20 protein-coding genes are annotated in these 17373 nt (G+C 45.7%); 17 read left to right on the forward strand and 3 right to left on the reverse strand.

What is annotated here, in order from left to right:
- Positions 1–8 precede the first annotated feature (8 nt).
- The 4 genes from GI364_RS06805 (at position 9) to GI364_RS06820 (ending at position 2202) form a co-directional block, all read left to right on the forward strand.
- Positions 9–272 carry a metal-sensitive transcriptional regulator gene (locus GI364_RS06805; protein WP_198852886.1) on the forward strand — a complete coding sequence of 88 codons (264 nt, stop codon included), beginning with the start codon at positions 9–11 and terminating at the stop codon, positions 270–272.
- 228 nt (positions 273–500) lie between these two features.
- Positions 501–887 carry a DUF302 domain-containing protein gene (locus tag GI364_RS06810; protein WP_198852887.1) on the forward strand — a complete coding sequence of 129 codons (387 nt, stop codon included), beginning with the start codon at positions 501–503 and terminating at the stop codon, positions 885–887.
- Positions 888–978: 91 nt separating this feature from the next.
- Positions 979–1839: a DUF421 domain-containing protein gene (locus tag GI364_RS06815; protein WP_198852888.1), complete on the forward strand. Its 861-nt coding sequence runs from the start codon at positions 979–981 to the stop codon at positions 1837–1839.
- A gap of 72 nt (positions 1840–1911) precedes the next feature.
- The gene (locus GI364_RS06820; protein WP_198852889.1) at positions 1912–2202 is read left to right on the forward strand and encodes a hypothetical protein; all 291 of its coding nucleotides are present in this window, start codon (positions 1912–1914) and stop codon (positions 2200–2202) included.
- A gap of 1294 nt (positions 2203–3496) precedes the next feature.
- Here GI364_RS06820 and GI364_RS25350 read toward each other — a convergent pair.
- Both GI364_RS25350 and GI364_RS06830 read right to left on the reverse strand, forming a co-directional pair.
- Positions 3497–3715, reverse strand: a complete 219-nt coding sequence (locus tag GI364_RS25350; RefSeq protein WP_370541836.1) for a PT domain-containing protein — start codon at positions 3713–3715, stop codon at positions 3497–3499.
- A gap of 43 nt (positions 3716–3758) precedes the next feature.
- The gene (locus GI364_RS06830) at positions 3759–5249 is read right to left on the reverse strand and encodes a cation:proton antiporter (protein WP_198852891.1); all 1491 of its coding nucleotides are present in this window, start codon (positions 5247–5249) and stop codon (positions 3759–3761) included.
- Between the two features lie 387 nt (positions 5250–5636).
- On the opposite strand from GI364_RS06830, the gene GI364_RS06835 reads away from it, so the two are divergent.
- The 4 genes from GI364_RS06835 to GI364_RS06850 are packed head-to-tail and all read left to right on the forward strand — an operon-like array spanning position 5637 to position 7305.
- Complete coding sequence (locus tag GI364_RS06835) at positions 5637–6101, forward strand: hypothetical protein (RefSeq protein ID WP_198852892.1); 465 nt, start codon at positions 5637–5639, stop codon at positions 6099–6101.
- A 24-nt stretch (positions 6102–6125) separates the two neighbouring features.
- Entirely contained in the window at positions 6126–6578 is a 453-nt protein-coding gene (locus tag GI364_RS06840) for a hypothetical protein (protein ID WP_198852893.1), read from the forward strand.
- Between the two features lie 15 nt (positions 6579–6593).
- A complete protein-coding gene (locus tag GI364_RS06845; RefSeq protein WP_198852894.1) occupies positions 6594–6824 on the forward strand; it encodes a hypothetical protein in 231 nt (76 codons plus the stop codon).
- Positions 6814–7305, forward strand: a complete 492-nt coding sequence (locus GI364_RS06850; RefSeq protein ID WP_198852895.1) for an Hsp20/alpha crystallin family protein — start codon at positions 6814–6816, stop codon at positions 7303–7305. The genes GI364_RS06845 and GI364_RS06850 overlap by 11 nt, the downstream gene beginning before the upstream one ends.
- 23 nt (positions 7306–7328) lie before the next feature.
- Here the strand turns inward: GI364_RS06850 and GI364_RS06855 are convergent, their stop codons facing one another.
- Complete coding sequence (locus tag GI364_RS06855; RefSeq protein ID WP_198852896.1) at positions 7329–7595, reverse strand: DUF1292 domain-containing protein; 267 nt, start codon at positions 7593–7595, stop codon at positions 7329–7331.
- A 126-nt stretch (positions 7596–7721) separates the two neighbouring features.
- Here GI364_RS06855 and GI364_RS06860 point away from each other — a divergent pair, with 126 nt between their 5' ends.
- The 9 genes from GI364_RS06860 to GI364_RS06895 all read left to right on the forward strand — a co-directional run bounded on the left by GI364_RS06860 (position 7722) and on the right by GI364_RS06895 (position 17362).
- Positions 7722–9191 (forward strand): amidase family protein, encoded by a 1470-nt coding sequence (locus GI364_RS06860; RefSeq protein WP_255524605.1) that lies wholly within the window; start codon positions 7722–7724, stop codon positions 9189–9191.
- A 522-nt stretch (positions 9192–9713) separates the two neighbouring features.
- Positions 9714–11189 carry a S8/S53 family peptidase gene (locus tag GI364_RS06865; protein WP_198852898.1) on the forward strand — a complete coding sequence of 492 codons (1476 nt, stop codon included), beginning with the start codon at positions 9714–9716 and terminating at the stop codon, positions 11187–11189.
- A 472-nt stretch (positions 11190–11661) separates the two neighbouring features.
- Entirely contained in the window at positions 11662–11916 is a 255-nt protein-coding gene (locus GI364_RS24885; RefSeq protein WP_233096043.1) for a hypothetical protein, read from the forward strand.
- A complete protein-coding gene (locus GI364_RS06870) occupies positions 11859–12119 on the forward strand; it encodes a GNAT family N-acetyltransferase (protein WP_233096044.1) in 261 nt (86 codons plus the stop codon). Before GI364_RS24885 ends, GI364_RS06870 begins: the two co-directional genes overlap by 58 nt.
- An 8-nt stretch (positions 12120–12127) precedes the next feature.
- Complete coding sequence (locus GI364_RS06875; protein WP_198852899.1) at positions 12128–12313, forward strand: hypothetical protein; 186 nt, start codon at positions 12128–12130, stop codon at positions 12311–12313.
- Between the two features lie 315 nt (positions 12314–12628).
- Positions 12629–13177 (forward strand): GNAT family N-acetyltransferase, encoded by a 549-nt coding sequence (locus GI364_RS06880; protein WP_198852900.1) that lies wholly within the window; start codon positions 12629–12631, stop codon positions 13175–13177.
- 198 nt (positions 13178–13375) lie between these two features.
- Positions 13376–14245 carry an alpha/beta fold hydrolase gene (locus GI364_RS06885; protein ID WP_198852901.1) on the forward strand — a complete coding sequence of 290 codons (870 nt, stop codon included), beginning with the start codon at positions 13376–13378 and terminating at the stop codon, positions 14243–14245.
- 979 nt (positions 14246–15224) lie between these two features.
- Positions 15225–16109 (forward strand): TOMM precursor leader peptide-binding protein, encoded by an 885-nt coding sequence (locus GI364_RS06890; RefSeq protein ID WP_198852902.1) that lies wholly within the window; start codon positions 15225–15227, stop codon positions 16107–16109.
- The gene (locus GI364_RS06895) at positions 16106–17362 is read left to right on the forward strand and encodes a YcaO-like family protein (protein ID WP_198852903.1); all 1257 of its coding nucleotides are present in this window, start codon (positions 16106–16108) and stop codon (positions 17360–17362) included. The genes GI364_RS06890 and GI364_RS06895 overlap by 4 nt, the downstream gene beginning before the upstream one ends.
- Positions 17363–17373 lie beyond the last annotated feature (11 nt).

The following is a 17373-nucleotide window of genomic DNA, read 5'->3' on the forward strand; positions in this document are numbered from 1 at the left end:
ACAAACTGATGGAATATAACAATCAGATAAAAAATCGTTTGCGCCGAATCGAGGGTCAGGTTCGCGGGGTCATTGGCATGATGGATCAAAGCAAAGATTGTAAAGACGTTGTGAACCAACTGTCTGCGATTCGCTCTGCTGTTGACCGGGTAATTATGTATACGGTAGGCGAGAATATGCAGTACTGTATTCGGGAAGAATTGGAGAACGGCGGGGAATCAACGGACAAGGTTCTCGAAGAAGCGATTCAGTTATTGATGAAAAGCCGCTAATCTTCAAGCTAAGTCACGTGCTAGAGAAACACGTGCACAGAGAGATATTTTCAGAAGCACATTGTAAAAAAGACATTGTAAAAGACGTTTTAAAAAGACCGTTTAAAGAGACATTTTGAAGAGTCTAGCACACACGAGCAATCATCTTGACGAGTTGTCCTGATTGGCGAAGCAATAGGCTTATGTGATGACGCTTGACAAGTTGACGAAAGGAGATTCACTGATTTTATGGATTTTGAATATACAGCAGTGACAACCAAGTCAGTAGACGAGGTCGTTGAGGCGCTAAAGGATGCATTAAAGGGGCATAAATTTGGCGTGTTGTGGGACTTTGATTTAGCTGGGACTTTGCAGTCTAAAGGAATTGAGTACAATTCTCCATACCGCATCTTAGAAGTATGCAATCCCAAAGTTGCTGGTGAAGTGGTTTCTACGAATGCAAAAGCGGGCTACTTTCTTCCATGCAAAATGGTGGTCTACGAAGAAAACGGAAAAACCCTTATTGGACTCACAAAACCCACTACTTTAATCGGACTTGCGGGTGACAGTCGTTTGGCTTCCTATGCAGAAGACGTTGAGACTTCCTTAACCCAAGCTATTGATGAAGTAAAGTAATTTAAAAATAACCTTGCAGTATATGCTTTTTTCACATAATCCCCCCTGATTGTTGGAATCTTAATTCCGGAACACAATAGGGGGGATTGTTGTGCCTTCTGTGGGAGAAATTTTGCTTAAGTCCGTGGTTTCTTTTGCTGTCCTCTTCATTTTTGCTCGATGGATGGGAAAACGCCAAATTGCGCAACTGACGTTTTTTGACTACGTAGCCGGAATCACAATTGGAAACATGGCTGCCAGTTGGGCTTTAGCCGAAGTAATTTCGAGAACTGCATTGACGGGATTGGTTGTCTGGACGGTCTTATCAAGTGTCCTCGCAATGATTGAACGGAATTCATACCGTGTGCGCGTTCTGTTGGACGGTAAGCCTACTGTCCTTGTAGAACAAGGAAAACTCCTAGAGGAAAACCTGAAAAAGGTACAAATATCGTTAAACGAGTTTATGGTTTTGCTTCGACAGAAAGATGTTTTTGACTTATCAGAAGTGGACTATGCCGTTATGGAGAACAACGGGAAAGTGAGTGTTCGGAAAAAACCGGAGAGACAGCCTGTTACTAAAAAAGACTTACATGTGCCCGTCGCTCCAGAAGCCGTGCCACAGTTTCTTGTCATCGGCGGTCAAATTATAGATAAAACTCTCCAGCAGCTGGGTTATTCAAGAAAATGGCTGCAAACGGAACTCGAAAAGCAGGGAGTGGCAGATCCATCTGATGTGTTTGCTGCACAGCTTGATTCTAAAGGAGTGCTTTATCTTGACATGTACAAGGACTTGACTGTACATCCGCAAGTGCAAGCAAAGCCGTTGCTGCTGGCATCTCTAAAGAAGGCTGAGGCGGATTTGGAAATGTATTCGCTGCAGACAGAGGACCGTGAAGCGAGAGGGCTTTATGAAAGCCTGGCACGTGAAACACAAGACATCATTCGTCGTATGACACCATTCCTTCAGTCCTGATTCCCTGCCATGTGTCCTGTGCATCTCTCCTTGTCCCTCCATAAGATAGTGGTACGGAAGGGGGGAGAACGGATGATAACCCGGTCTCATGCGTCGCCGTTTATCGGTCAACACATTGTCTGCCGAACCCACGAAGGGGCCGTTCATCACGGGATTTTGCATTCAGTCACGGCCGAGGGCGTATATCTTCGTCCACTTCAAGGTAGGACACACTTAGCTGCCGGATCCCAACAACCGTCAAGTGCGGTTACTCTGAACAACGCCGGAACAGACGAATTGGATGTCGAACAGACATGGTGGCCCTTTTTCTTCCTGCCATTCTTTGCACTTGCTTGGCTCGGTCCATGGGGATGGTGGTGGTAGAAGACAGGTCAACTTCGCCTTCGGAGACAATAATGTAGATACTATGATTGGGGCGAGCTTTTGAGGTCGATACCGACCTTGCTGCTATTCGCCCCCTTTTTATTTCCCTAAGGGTTGCGATCCCGAGATGGCATAATGCCATACTACATTTGATGCCGAACCCTTGCGATGAGGAATAACGGCGTTTTCGTACCATCATGCAGGCTGCCCGTCTAAACGAGTTTTGTTCGTGATGTCAGCCGGTCGCATTCGTTAGTGATCCTTTTGCTCCCTATCCCAACCCTCGTCAAAGAATAGTGATCGATTCGATCCCTATCCCCACTAGCCGCCCAGAATAGGGATCCCGTTGATCCCTATCTCCCGCGCCCCACTCTGCCGCCTCCCACATTAGGGAGCTTTGCGATCACTAATATCCCGGGCGCGGAGCATTAAGGATCATTGCGATCACAATCGCATTGGGCCAGCGCCCGTTAGGGATCATTGCGATCACTAACGGCCTCACGCCAGTCCAGACAGCCAGCGACGGCACCGGGATCAACAAGATTTAACAAAAACACAAGCGGAAGAATTGGATTTATTAACATCAAATACGGTTTCATCCAGTTATGTGCGCACCGGAACCGGTGCAGGCTCTCAGGCAGGGCTCTGGCCTTTGTTGCGCTAGTTGGTTAAGGATCCTTTTGCTCCCTATCCCAAGACTCGGCAAAGAATAGTGATCGATTCGATCCCTATCCCCAATAGTCGCTCAGAATAGGGATCCCGTTGCTCCCTATCAACTACGCCCCACTCTGCCGCCTCCCACATTAGGGAGCTTTGCGATCACTAATATCCCGGGCACGGAGCATTAGGGATCATTGCGATCACAATCGCATTGGGCCAACACCCGTTAGGGATCATTGCGATCAGTAACTGCCTCACGCCAATCCAGACAGCCTGTGACGGCAGCGGGATCAACAAGATTTAACAAAACACAAATTAAATATATTTACATTTCATACTGTTACATCCAGTTATGTGCGCACCGGAACCGGTGCAGGCTCTCAGGCCTTTGTTGCGCTAGTTGGTTAAGGATCCTTTTGCTCCCTATCGCGACACTCGTCAAAGAATAGTGATCGATTCGATCCCTATCCCCAGTAGTCGCTCAGAATAGGGATCCCGTTGATCCCTATCTCCCGCGTCCCACTCTGTCGCCTCCCACATTAGGGAGCTTTGCGATCACTAAATTCCCGGGCACGGAGAATTAAGGATCTTTGCGATCACAATCGGATGACCAATTCGAGAAATAGTGATCCTTTCAGGCACTAACTGGCCGATTCACTGGCCGATTCACTGGCCGATTCACTGGCTGATTCACTGGCCGATTCACTGGCCGATTCACTGGCCGATTCACTGGCCGATTCACTGGCCGATTCACTGGCTGATTCACTGGCTGATTCACTGGCTGATTCACTGGCTGATTCACTGGCCGATTCACTGGCTGATTCACTAAACCTGCTCCCAGCCTACTCACCACTACGGCTCCCCAACTGCCTCGCTGCTCCAGTCCAGGTCTTTGTCTATTCCTTCAGGCAAGCGTCATGAAGGCTGATATCCCCGTGAAACAGATAACGAATTTGGCTGATGCAATCTGGCTCACCCATGACTTGCACAACGTCAAACTGTTCCAAATGGGTATGTCCGCGCGGGATAATGCGTTCATCACCGCGAATGATGGACAAAAATAGTACCTCCTGAGGGAGATGGAGGATGCGCATGGGGATGTCATCCATCATCCGGGATCGGACTTCGATTTGATCAATTACCCAGCCCGGCGGCAGTGTATCGCTGTTGATCTGCAGCTTTTCCGGAGGCTTTTCTGTCTCTGGTATTCCCGGCAGGGGCATTTTCTTCAAGATTCGGGTGAATGCTGCTGGTGACACGAGACACGTTGTGACGGACAATAGGATAAAACCATTTGCCATAGCGTGGGAAATAAGCCCGGTCTGCTCACCAATTTGACTGGCTGCGATGGTAAGACTCAATCGGGAACTGAGAAGAAATCCGCTGCCAATTCGTTGACTTACTGGAAATCGCCGCATCAGAATCCATGAAGGAAGCAATTTGTTGACATACATTACGACCAAGAAGATTATCATGGCCAGTACAAAGTTTCTCGTGCCTGCCAGGGATTGAAAATTGAATCTCAGTCCGACGTCAACGAAGAAAATTGGAATGAGAAATCCATAACCGATGGAATTTAACTTATTGGTTAACAGGGAGTGCTTTTCAGACAATAAGGAGACGATGGCTCCAGCTAAAAAGGCGCCAATCACCACTTCCGTTCCCAGCGACTCCGAGAACGCCAGGAACGCCAGAATTAGGGCGAACGCGAAGCGCAGTCCAATTTCACTGGTTGCATTCTCAACTGCATGAAACAATCTCAGCCTCTGCGCCAAGTGCAAGAGCCTCCATACTGCAACGAAAAACAGTAAAAGAACCATGATGAGCAGAAAACTGAACGCATTTCCGGTGGTATGCAGTGTAATGTATCCAGTGAAAAACACTAACGTAAACACATCGGCCATTAACGCGTAGAGAAGGGTCTCTTGGCCAAAGTCAAAACTTATCCAACCGGCTTCTTTAAGTGCTGGTGTAACGATACCAACAGAGGTTGTACTGAGGAGCAGTGTGATAATCCATATGTGGCTTGTGACATGAAGCCGGTATAATCCAAAGGCGACGACAAAGGAGATAGCGGTTGTGATGAGAAAATAAACAAGTCCCCGGAGCCATGGCGGTCTTCCGCCTTCTTTTGGTTTTTGGAAGAGCAAGTCAAAGTCCATTTCAATACCGGACAGAAACATCAAATATGAGAAACCAAAGGTAGCCAAGAAGCTGATTCCCTGTGTGGAGGTCGCAATACCTAATGCATGTGGGCCAATCAGAAAACCAAGGATGATTTCCAGCACTACACTTGGAATGAATCCGCGAAACCCGTGAATCGAGAGCCACGGACTTAGAAGTGCAGCAACCGTGACAAAAAACAACGAGTTATAGGTGTGTCCCATAAGATCTCCCCTGTTCTGTCCCAATATAGATTGGCCTTCTGAATGGTTGTTATACAGATTGCATTTCGGTATTGAGAACAGGTCTTGTGTAAAAGGCCTGTACAAAATGGACTCCAAAAAGATCTGTCAAGGAACATTTGCTTAGATACTTACATAAGCTCATCGCAGATCCAGCACAAGCATCTGGCACAAGCATCCGGGCTCTTAGATATCAGTTGAAGAAGCTTTGAACCATTGAAAGCCTCTGTGGGTGAGGGAATTATATCATAATTCTACCCAGTAAGACTGCCCGCTGGTCATTCTCACTTTCCTGGATGCATACATACTACTAAAGGGACATACTACTGGCTCTCTTGTGTCATCTGATGAAGTAATGGGGAATGTGCGATGTTTGGAATGGGAAAATCGAAACGTATGCAGCAACAGTTACAAGAGTTAACGGAAAAACTAACGGTGCTGACAAAGCATGTTGAGGAATTGAACAAGTCGGACGCACATCGAGGTCGAGTGAATATTGAGAAGCTAGAGATTGACCAGGCATTTTTAGACCAATTAGTGTTTCGACTGGAGAGTCTGGACATTGAGGAACTAAGTGGTTCGTTAAACTTGGGCAACAATTTTTCACCAAAAGTGGAAAATGGACCGGACAAACTGGGACACAGTGAACAAAATCTGTCTGCAGACAGGGCGCCTGCACAAGGCAGCTCTGCTCACGAATCAGCCTATCACTTCGAGAACGACCGCGAGGCATCTGCCGCCGCAGAGCCAGATGGGGGTGCCGAAACGACGGTGTCATTGCCGGACGGGACGACTCTAAAAGCAACGGATAAAGGTTACCTAATGACGCTGTAAGCTTAAACGGAAAGGCGGAGTGGTATGGATAATCCGTTGTCGCCGAACTTCTTCATTGGTACCATCCATATCGGTCAAATCGAGAGTGCTTCCTGCTTCAACCTGGGAAACAACTGGCCGACAAATTTTCGGAGTTACAAGAAGCAGAATCAAGGTTTTGGGACGGTGAGGGGGAATCATAATAGTGTAACGGGATCGAAATCCTTATTAAACGATCCCGATGTCATCGACGCCCCCAATTTTTCCGGCAAACGCCCTCCAGAATGGCTGCAGCGCATGCTTGAACAAGGCAAGGGACCCTTCGTCGATGCGGAACCAGAAGAGGAGGAAAACTCTTCCGAGGAGACGACTGCAAGCAGTGAAACAGATTCTCAATCAGACGAAGTCAGTGAAACCGGAGATGAAGACTCGACTTCTGCACATATGGACAGCGACAACACCGGACAGAACACTTCTTCAGGGAATGCAATAGATTAAAGGGGGATTGGCACTGTGAAAATCCGGTTCGGTTCCATCAGCATCGGCAGTGTGAGTAATCAGTCCGGGGTCTACTACGGTGTCAACCGCCAGCATGATGTGAGCAATTCCATGAAGGAGAATGACGGATTCGGTACTGTGAAGGGCGAGCGGAATGTCTATCGAAATAACATACAGATTGTATTTGATGAGGACGACATAGATACGTGGACGGTTCCAAGCGGGGGAAAGTCTGATGAACAATAATTTCAATCCATTCGAGTCATTGAAGCAATTGGGACAACTGCGTCAGTTTCAAAAAATGTTTGGTCAGGATTTCTTTAAAAATATGCCTATGCCGGACATGGCAGGGACAGACTTTGAAATGCCGTTTTTCAATGGGGACTCTTCAGAATTCCCGAGGGCGGATGTATATGAGCAGGGCAGTGAGGTAGTGGCTGTTCTTGAGATACCGGGACTGAATAAGAGTACAGATGTTTCCCTGTCCGTTCGACCGAACAAGCTCTATGTAAGAGGCAGCATTTCTAACCTGGGGGTATCCAACGACAAGGTCCTCTTGACGGAACGACATCATGGTTCTTTCGATCGCGAAATTAACTTGCCAGTAACAGTGCTGCCTGACACAGTGCGCGCTTCATATAAGAATGGGTTACTTGAGGTTTACATGTTAAAAGAGGACGACCACAGTGATCGTCCTACAGATTCCATTCCTATTGATTTTGCCTGACAAGTGGCTGGTTTGTGGAAGGCTTAGCTGAACAGCAGTTCCTTGAGGCGATCCCACTCGCTTTCGTCCACAATATTTTCGTAGTGCTGTTGTCCGTTTTCGGTCTCAATAACCTTCAAGAGGGCGTATTGGTCATCAGCATCGGTGCCGGCAAGAAATACATATTTTTGATGTGCGACAGTCAAATTGTCCGCAATATAGAATTCATGCGGTATGCCTGCCTCATCCTTAAGATAAAGGTATTGTGGTGCAGAGCATGAACAACTGTCTTGTCCACAGGAACACGACATAGTCTATACCTCACTTCATAGATGATTTCTTATTTGGACGAGCCTGCTGTATGCTTAAAACAGCGGGCTCCATCATTTACAGTATCACACACGCACGTTGTCGTGCCAGTTTTGGGAGGTGCCAAATTGAGCAATACGTCAGGGCAGGTTGGAACAGAGAAGTGGCTTTTACACGCAACAATACCGGAGTTGCAAGAGGCCATGGAAAACGGAGAGATTACGGCAGTTTGGATAGTAACCCAGTTCTTGCGCAGAATTGCAAAGTTTAACTCCCAAGGCCCAAGCATCAACGCGGTGCTGGAGTTGAACCCAGACGCGCTGTTTACGGCGGAAGCACTTGATGTTGAGCGGCGGGCTTCAGGAGCGAGATCGAGCTTGCATGGAATTCCAATTCTCCTGAAGGACAACATTGATACAGGAGATAAAATGCACACAAGTGCAGGGTCTATAGCATTGGCCCAGTCAACAGCAGCGGATGACGCGTTCATCGTTCGAAAACTGAGGGAGGCAGGAGCCGTAATTTTAGGCAAAGCCAATATGACTGAATGGGCCAACTTTATGACAGAGAACATGCCAAACGGCTATAGTTCACGAGGCGGTCAGGTACACAATCCATACGGTCCAGGCAAACTTGATACGGGCGGATCCAGTTCAGGATCTGCCGCCGGTGTCGCCGCTGGGTTTGCTGTTGCTGCCATCGGGACAGAAACCTCAGGTTCGATTCTCAGCCCGGCCAGTGCACAGTCGTTGGCAGGAATCAAACCGACAGTTGGGCTTGTCAGCAGGGACGGAATTATCCCCATTGCTTACAGCCAGGATACCGCTGGTCCAATCGCTAAAACCGTAGAAGACGCTGCTATTGTTCTAAGCGTAATTCAAGGGAAAGATGAGACAGACGCTGCTACTCTGGTGTCGGAAGGCGCGCTCGAAGACTATTCCGCCAACCTTTCTAACGCCAGTTTAAAAGGTGCCCGTATTGGCATTCCAAGAAAATTCTTAGATGGCGTATCGGAACAACAAATGGAGGTCTTCCAGCGGGGGATTTCCGAGCTGAAGGAATTAGGAGCAGAGACCGTTGCGATTGAAGGCCAATTCGAGGACTACGATGAGTCAGACATTCATGTTTTGATTTACGAGTTCAAATCTGCCCTAAATGCATATCTAGCTGGCCTCTCTCAGCAGGCGGAGGCTCACTCACTGTCCGAATTGATTACATTTAATCTCAAACATGCGAGAAAAGCATTGAAGTACGAGCAAACCCTCCTGACGACAGCAGACAGGACCAGCGGTACACTCACGGAAACCAGATATTTGGAATCTCGCCTAATGGACATTCAGAGTTCAAGAGAGGACGGCATTGACAAAGTTGTGAAAGAATACGAGTTGGATGCTTTACTCTTTATCAACAATTATGGGGCGGGAATCGCAGCCAAGGCTGGCTATCCTTCTGTCACCGTTCCTGCAGGATACACGGAACACGGTGAACCCATCGGTTTAACCTTTACTGGAACTGCGTATGCAGAAGGCAGATTGCTTCAACTTGCCTATGCCTACGAACGAGCAACACAGCACCGAGTTCATCCTGACTTTGATTAACAGGCTTTGACTACATGCTTCGCTGTATGGTCTTGGCACAAGGGTTGTCGTGCTCACGAAGATGCAATGTGGTAATGAATGGACCCCCAGCGCAATATGCTGTTCTCCTGTTCTGGGGGTCTTGTATTGAGACCAGACCTTCCGCCAAATCGCCCCCTACTCCTACCTCAAGGAATGAGTTGAACGCAACCGGACGTTAGAAAATGTAGAGCATAACTAAACACAGCCGAATGACCGTTTTGTTTGTGAGGTATTCCGCGCAGATTAAGGAGGCAGCCTTATTGCTGACTTGGGCAGAAATACCCCATAGTGATCCAATGTATTACAATGATAGTATATAATGTGTTCGTATAGACTTATACTTAAGAACTAGCGGGTGGGAATTAGGCTTGGCGTAACAATCGTTGACCGTGAGTGATGAGGTGAACTCTGGTGATTGTTAGCAGGGCCGGCAGTTGGTGTTATAGAGCGCATTGATTCTGATTCCATGCATTATGCTAGGACAAGGTGGGGTATACTTCGATGCAAAATGGTCGCCGTTCGAAAGAAATGTTTTTATGGATATATACTTCAGTCCTCTTATTAACCCTCTCAGTAGTTCTGAATTTTGATTTTTTCAATGAATTCCATCCTGGTGGCTCAAATTCTACAATGGCGACACCGGTCGGACCTCCGTCGTTTTCCATTTTGAAAAAAATGTTTCCTAGCACGCTTACGCCAGAAAAATTTGCAGATACATTTGACCTCCTTAAGGCACAAATTGCAGGAGATTATGGACAAGGCGAAACAATAGGTTTTATCGAGGTGGATGGCGAATACAGCCAAAAATCGTTCCATGAATTCAATCGACAATTTGAAGGACAAATGTCCGAACTAAGTAGCCCCGTCAAAGTCACAGTGCTCCCCAAAGCAGAGAATTTAGGTGTTCATTCCAAGGAACAAATTGACGAGACAATGACGGATGTCGAATGGGCTCACGTTGTCGCACCAAAGGCGAATTTGGTAGTATTCGATTCTAGCAAAATGAGTAAAGAGCAAATTTCACAAGCGATTTCGAAGTATCACGTTAACGTGTTGTCTGAATCTATTCTCGATTCAAAAGTGTTTAACCATGTGAGAGATCCTTTTATCCGTTCCCATCAAGCTGGAATCTTATCTCTATCGATGTCACATCCCTTCTTTACGGGGACAGGCGATGGTGGCGCGAATGTAGCCCCAGCCGCGATGTACCCAGATGCAGTACTAGTAGGGGGCATTGAAGTTCCATCACGTAATCCTATACAGGTATGGAACTTCGAGGGCTACGGTAGTGCCGTTGGAATGCAAATTGCACCTCGATACGAGAGAAGTATCACTCACAATTTTTGGAGAACTGTTCCAGATGTGTTGTGGATGTCTGGGCCGCCTGGTGTCTCTACCGAAACTCCATTAGGCTGGCTACCCATGAGTGGTACTAGTTTAGGCGGACCAATTTGGGCTGCACTTTGGTCGCTTGGAGACAATCTACACCGCCATAACATGGGTTCCCCGCTTTCATCTAACGCAAACGCAACGTTATATAAATTGTATAAAAAGTATCCAAACGCTTTTATTCACCCGAGAGATAATAGTCTGCCTACGGAGGCTACAGGATTGGGATATCCAAATTCGTATCAAATCGTAAAGGATTTAGGAAAATTTCAAGGCCGAGTTACTCCTGGGAGTAGTTTCAAACTTCAGAGAGTGCCGTTCTATTTGGCATTTATTGAATTTGCACTTGCAATCCTCTTCGCGCTCTTGGGACGAAGCTTTAAAGCAAGTCGTCGTAAAGCGGTGCTTATAGTGACTGCTAATTCGGTTCTAGCTTTCTGTGTCATGATAGTTATATCCACTCTTTGCAGTGCAATCGAAGCAAACGATCTCATTCGTGATATAGCTTTCTTCTTCATGGTAATACCATACCTGTTTCTGATACGTCGCTTTGATAAGTGGGTTTGGAACACCTCTAGGTGGAAGTAACGTGGCGTCGGCATTTCCTACCCACGTTTCAATTCCAAGTATAATTCAGAACTGATAGAAAGAGAGTACGCGTTGCGCCGTGAGAAGTGGCAGCAGTTAAACGGGCAACTCTACTGAACAAACGAGAGCTCGATTTCGCTTAGTGCAAAGGATGCCCCCCCTTCTAAACCGCTCCAAAAGCCGACGACGGATGTAAGTCAACGGTTTCATGTTGTTTCAATTGGACAGGTTTAAAGTGTGGAAATAACAATGAGATTCGGTTACTGCTATCCCTGTCTTTGATTATCTGCCGCAAGGGAGGAAGGCTGAAGGCAAGCTGGAGAGGAGGTAACAGTCATCGCCATTGTAAAGAACTCAGACGCTGAACGAAAAAGAGCGAGAAAAAAGGGATGACAGGACACATGCCGAACATGAAATGCATGAATTATCAAAAGATGCAGGAGTCGAATTTGCCTAATTTGAGGACAAACGTTTGGAAATTCGTCGTGCGGTTCAAGGAGAGTTTCAAGTGCTGAGTGATTTAGCCTTTAGGTCAAAGGCGTACTGGAACTACGGCAGTGACTATATGGATGCTGCACGAAACGATCTCACGGTTAGCCCGGTGGAGATTGAAAAAAACCCGTCTTTGTACTTGAACATGACCGGCAAGTTGTTGGTTTCTACGAACTTATGGAACATACGCCACAAGATACGGAATTGCTTTGGCTATTCGTCGACCCGAGTCTAATCGGCGGAGGATATGGTAAGAAACTATGGATACATGCAGTACAGACAGCGTGGGCAGACGGATACAAGAGCATCAGGATAAAGAGTGACCCGTTTGCAGAAGGGTTTTACTTAAAGCAAGGTGCCCAGCGTGTTGGTGAGATACCTTCGACCGTGCAGCCCGATTTTATGTTTCCACTGCTTTACTTGAACCGTGAGGCATGAGCAGATAAATGGAGACAGCCCCGGGGCAAATATACAAAAAATATGGAGACTACAATGTACTGTACTTGCGTAACAATATGGATTCTAGTTCCATTATCGAACTCAACTTCTTTCCGAGCAAAGATGCTTACGATGCGACCATGCAAAGGGTAAATGATGATGCTGCTACGAGCGCACTCTTCAGGGCGTTCTAACGTACATTAGTTAAGGGAACAAGCATCGAGGAGGAAGAATATACAGAGGTCTCGATACCATCGGGATGAACAAAAGAGTGAAGGGAATTGCAGAATATCGACCAGCAACCGTTGTGTCTGGTTGGCTCTTTAAGGTGGACTAATAAACCTGTTACATTTGATGTATAAACGTATGAAGTACTATAAATGTGAATCCTACCATCGCCAACACAGATAAAATCGAGACGGCTAACCAAACATATGCCCAACCCTTTTTCCCTGTCTTAAAGAAGAACATGACGCGAGCATGACATTCTACGGGAGGTGAAGCCTCACATGCAAATTCGTGAAATGAAGTCCGCTGATCTCAGTGCAATTGCGAGAATCAATGTCGATACTTTCAAGCAAACCCAGCGAAAATGGCTTCCAGATGACGTAATCCGAGAATTATCGTATGACGCAACAGAGGAACGATTCAGGCAGATGTTGAGCAAGACGGAACGATTTTCAACAATCTTTGTAGCGGAAGACAATAGGGGTGTCATTGGGTATGCCATGTGCGGATTAGCAAGAGAACAGGTGTTGAGCTACGCGGGTGAGTTGTACGGGATTTACATATTGCCCGAATACCACGGTAAAGGCATCGGGACTCGTTTGATGGCTGCGAGCGCAAGGTACCTGCTGGACCAAGGCATTACTTCGTTGTATGTGGTGGTCTTCACGGAGAATATTGGTGGTCAAAAGTTTTACAAAGCGCTAGGTGGACAATGGGTGTATGAAAGAGCCATCCAGCTTGGTGGAAAGAAGGTCAGCGAAACACTTTACGGGTGGAAGTCCCTCAATGCCTTTTTCGCTCTAAGCGAGCGGGGCCAGCTCAAAAAGTAGCAACATATGCTTTTTAAGCTGTGGGTATTGCGTCTGCGTTTGGCCCCGCAGAGCCACGTGATGAACACCGCTATTCGTCCTTGACCTGCACCACACTAAACAATTAAAGGGTTGATGAGAGACATTGAACTTGGTGCCTATGAGACAGTTGGTGCAGAATCCAATAGCACTACACACAAATATCAAAGGAGAGATGGTATGACTGGGCTATTTGTTGAGGAGATTGGACGTAGTTCGGCGCCGCCGCTGTTGTATCTTCACGGCGGACCAGGAACTGGCTCGTATGACTTCGTGGAATATCAACACAAATTTTTGGCTGATGGGGTACGGTTAATCGCAATGGATCAGCGAGGTGTTCTTCGTTCCTCCGCAATTGCAGACCGTGACTCATTTGGTTTGAATCATCTCGTGGAGGACATTGAAGATGTCAGGAAGTCGCTGGGAATTTCAAGCTGGTCAGTTCTTGGACATTCGTTTGGCGGATATTTGGGCGCCCTGTACGCAAATGTCTACCCATCCTCTGTAGACAAGCTGATTTTTGAAAATGCGACATTTGATTTGGGATTGTCAGCGAGATCTCTCCTTCAGGGTGTAGCCCTGGAGTACAGCAAATTGAGAGATACTGAGATGGTAAAAGCATGTTTGAATTTAGCTTTTGCATCAACAAAATCAGTATCAGATTTATGGTATGAATTTATGAGTTTGACGAATGATTTAGGAGACGATAGGAATTCTCTGTATGTCCATGGTATAAATAGAGACTTCTTTGAGCAACTCGTGCAGCAGTCACCTTTCTCTTCCGATGAATGGGGTAAGGCAGCCATGCATCAAACGAAACTTTTTGAAGAGGGCAAAGTATTCAATTCTCTTCTTGGCCGCATTCCCGTTCAACCTACACTACTTTTAAAAGGAAGATTCGATTATGTGATGAGTTTAGACCAGATTCAAGCATACATAGCGAGGAATTCTAAGACAGAGCTTGTGGTTTTTGAAAACAGTGCTCATTTTCCGCATGCGGAAGAAGCACGAGCATTTGCTTCAGAAGTTATACGTTACATGAACGAATAGTTAGCCTTGCCTCAGAGGGCGAGTCATCATGGCTCTAACGACCAAACGCATTAATCGTTTACACTTGATGTCGGCTGTGGGGCAACCTGATATGATGGCAAAATCAACGGAGTGGAAGGAACTAAGCTATGTCCCTGTTGAACTGGTCAGAAAACATAGGGTGGTTCCTTTATGGGAAGGGGAGACGAGGCTATGAAAGTCTGGTATGTCGGTTCTGGGGAATATTGTTATGCTAACTCGTTGTCAATGATGTTACAACATGAAGGCGAGCAATGCTCCGGACAAGGGTATCAACCGCGCTCTTACCATTTTGGGGCATGCATTCAATCACAGTTATTCAACCAACATCGATATTTCGACCCACTGAAAGGCGCGGTACTATATTTACGTCCCCCGATTTCCTCGTATTTTCCTACGAACAAACTTTCTTGGCGTAAAGAAAAACTGTTTCGATGATCCAATAAATGTCTTAGTGTGGACTTTATATCATTTGTTGGCGGTACCCCAAGTATAAAAAATACCCGTATCTTTTTGGTGGTTACTTAGTAATGTATAGTCGATCTAATGATAGTTACGTGTTTCCTATCTATTTTGGTTGATTTAACACCACACTAAAAATTTTGAATATATGCACAGACATCTCGTGGATTATATGTTATATTATTCATTAAAAGATAGGAGGTGGTATAAATGAAAGCTACGCTATTGGAAGAAAATGAAACCATGGATTTTGACAAGATGGATTGGAGCATTAGTCTCTGTTGTTGTCCTTGCTGTTGCTGCTTTGGCTAATGGGGTAGGGGGGACTACAATTCCCCCCCTTTGCTTTAATTTGACTGGATATTCTGGAATTATACAATTTCTAGTGTAGCCATATTGCATAAATTTTATACGACACTTTTAGATGACACGTTATCTAACGGAATAAGCAAGTAGGTTCGATGAGGTATTTAATACTAAAAAAGAGTTGGTGAAATTCATGGAGTTATTGAAGTTACGTACAGACGCAAGTTTGGCTAGCGCCGGCAATATGACTTATTTGCAAGTTGGGAATTCTGTTTATAGCCTCAGTGGTGCATCGGTAGCACAACAGTCTCACTGGTGGGATTTACTGTTACAAGGTGAATTAACTGAGGATATAATAGATGAACCAGAATTTATTGAATTTGTAAACCTGTTAAAAAGTTTGAGAGCGTTTCAGGAAGACGATCCATGGACTACATATGGTCGAGATTACGGACTACAGATCAAGAGATTACAAAGGGCAATGTCAGATTATCCTGTTGCTGTAGTAGGTGATTCCGACATTGTTAATAATTTTATATCAGGAAATAACTGGATTAACGTGGTAGGAGAAGACGCGGCAGAGTGTGTCATTTTGTTAGCCAGATCGACACAGCATGGAGCATTTCATGAATGGAACAGAAAAGCTTTTCAAATGAATAAGCCTACATTTATGGTTGGGTTCGACCCCTTTAAGGCATGGCTAGGGCCTTGGATCTTCCCCGGAGAAACCTCCTGTTATAACTGTGCTACTCTGCGTAGACAAGACAATTATACACATCCTGAACGTAGACTCTTTGATAGTAACAAAAATGAGATTCGCGATAATTTACCTCAACAATTCCTACAGGCCACAATAAATGTTGCAATTGTGTCGCTGACAAAGCATTTGATGGCAGAAGAGGGCAATGCAGTTTTTGTGCAACCTATTGGAAACATCGTTGAATACAACTGGTTGGCTGGGACAGTCGAAACACACAAGATTCTTAGACATCCAAAATGTGAATTATGTTTTCCACGATCTAATAAATCTACAGTATGGTTACCGTCGATAGAAATAGATAAGGAAGATGTACGATGACTATGATGATCACCAACCGTATTAATGATCTGATTGACTCTAAATACGGGTTGATCCAACGGATTATGAAGGTACCTGAATATCCTGGACGAACAATGCCCCAAGTTAAAGTTTACGTTACAACAGGAGGATTAAATAAAGTCCGAGGGTTTTCGGCGAGCGGTGCCGGTGTAACAGACGAATCAGCAATAGTGTCTGCTGTTGGCGAATATGTAGAGAGGTACTGTGCACTCGCCGTTGAGCAAGGGAATACAGCGAACATCTCTGAAATTAAACATCAAAATATTGAAATTATAGACTTGTCATTACTTCAGAATATGAAGAATAAAGAGCAAGATAAGTTACGTTGGACGATTGGACAGGATCTACTTTCTAGAACTTCTGTTGCTATTCCTTCACAGATGGTTTATCTTTCGTTCGCGCAAAAACTTGGCGAACGTCAACACTGGGTAACGACTGCAACGGGTGCTGCGGCTGGGCAAACATGGTCTGATGCAGTCTATCGCGGGCTGGCGGAGTGTTTTGAGCGAGATGCAATTCAGGTTATGTGGAGAAATCAAATTAAAATACCCCATATTGATTTCTTAGGTAACCATGAAATTCGAGGTTTCTATGATAAATTCATAGCTTGTTCTTCTGTGAAGTTCCATCTGTATAAGTTGATAACGGATTACGATGTGCCGGCTGTTTTTGGACTAGCTGAGATCGATGACGGTGGCGTTGTTGCAGCGGCTTCTGTCAGAGGGACGTGGGTTGATGCATGCAAGAAAACATTAATTGAACTTAGTCAAAGCTTAGTGGGTTACTCTTCGTTGATATTTAGTAAAGAAGTTCAGCACTATCGTGAAGATTTTTCTGATGTGGCTACCTACGATGATCATACTCTCTTGTACTTTAACCCACACATGCGCAAGTATCTTGAGTTCTTATTGGAAAGTAAGGAAACAATTCAATTACCTTCTGACGACGTAGTTTTTGATGATGTCAATACGTACATCCAGCAATTCTTGAAACAACTGGACGCGGTTGGGGTAAAGGCGATTGCAGTCGACATTACCACTCAGGACATAAAAGAATTTGGATGGTTTGTTGCAAAAGTCATTATTCCAGGGTTTGCAGATCTGGAGCCTGGTACAGAGCTCTTGTATGATTATGAACGGCTAAGACAGGTTCCTCTTAAATTACTTGAGAGTGGACGGCGGAAGGAAGGTCACATTGGCGGTTCGCCAATAGCTCCGCACCCATTTCCTTAATTGGAACTTTA

The organism is Alicyclobacillus sp. SO9, assembly GCF_016406125.1.
Classification (GTDB): Bacteria; Bacillota; Bacilli; order Alicyclobacillales; family Alicyclobacillaceae; genus SO9.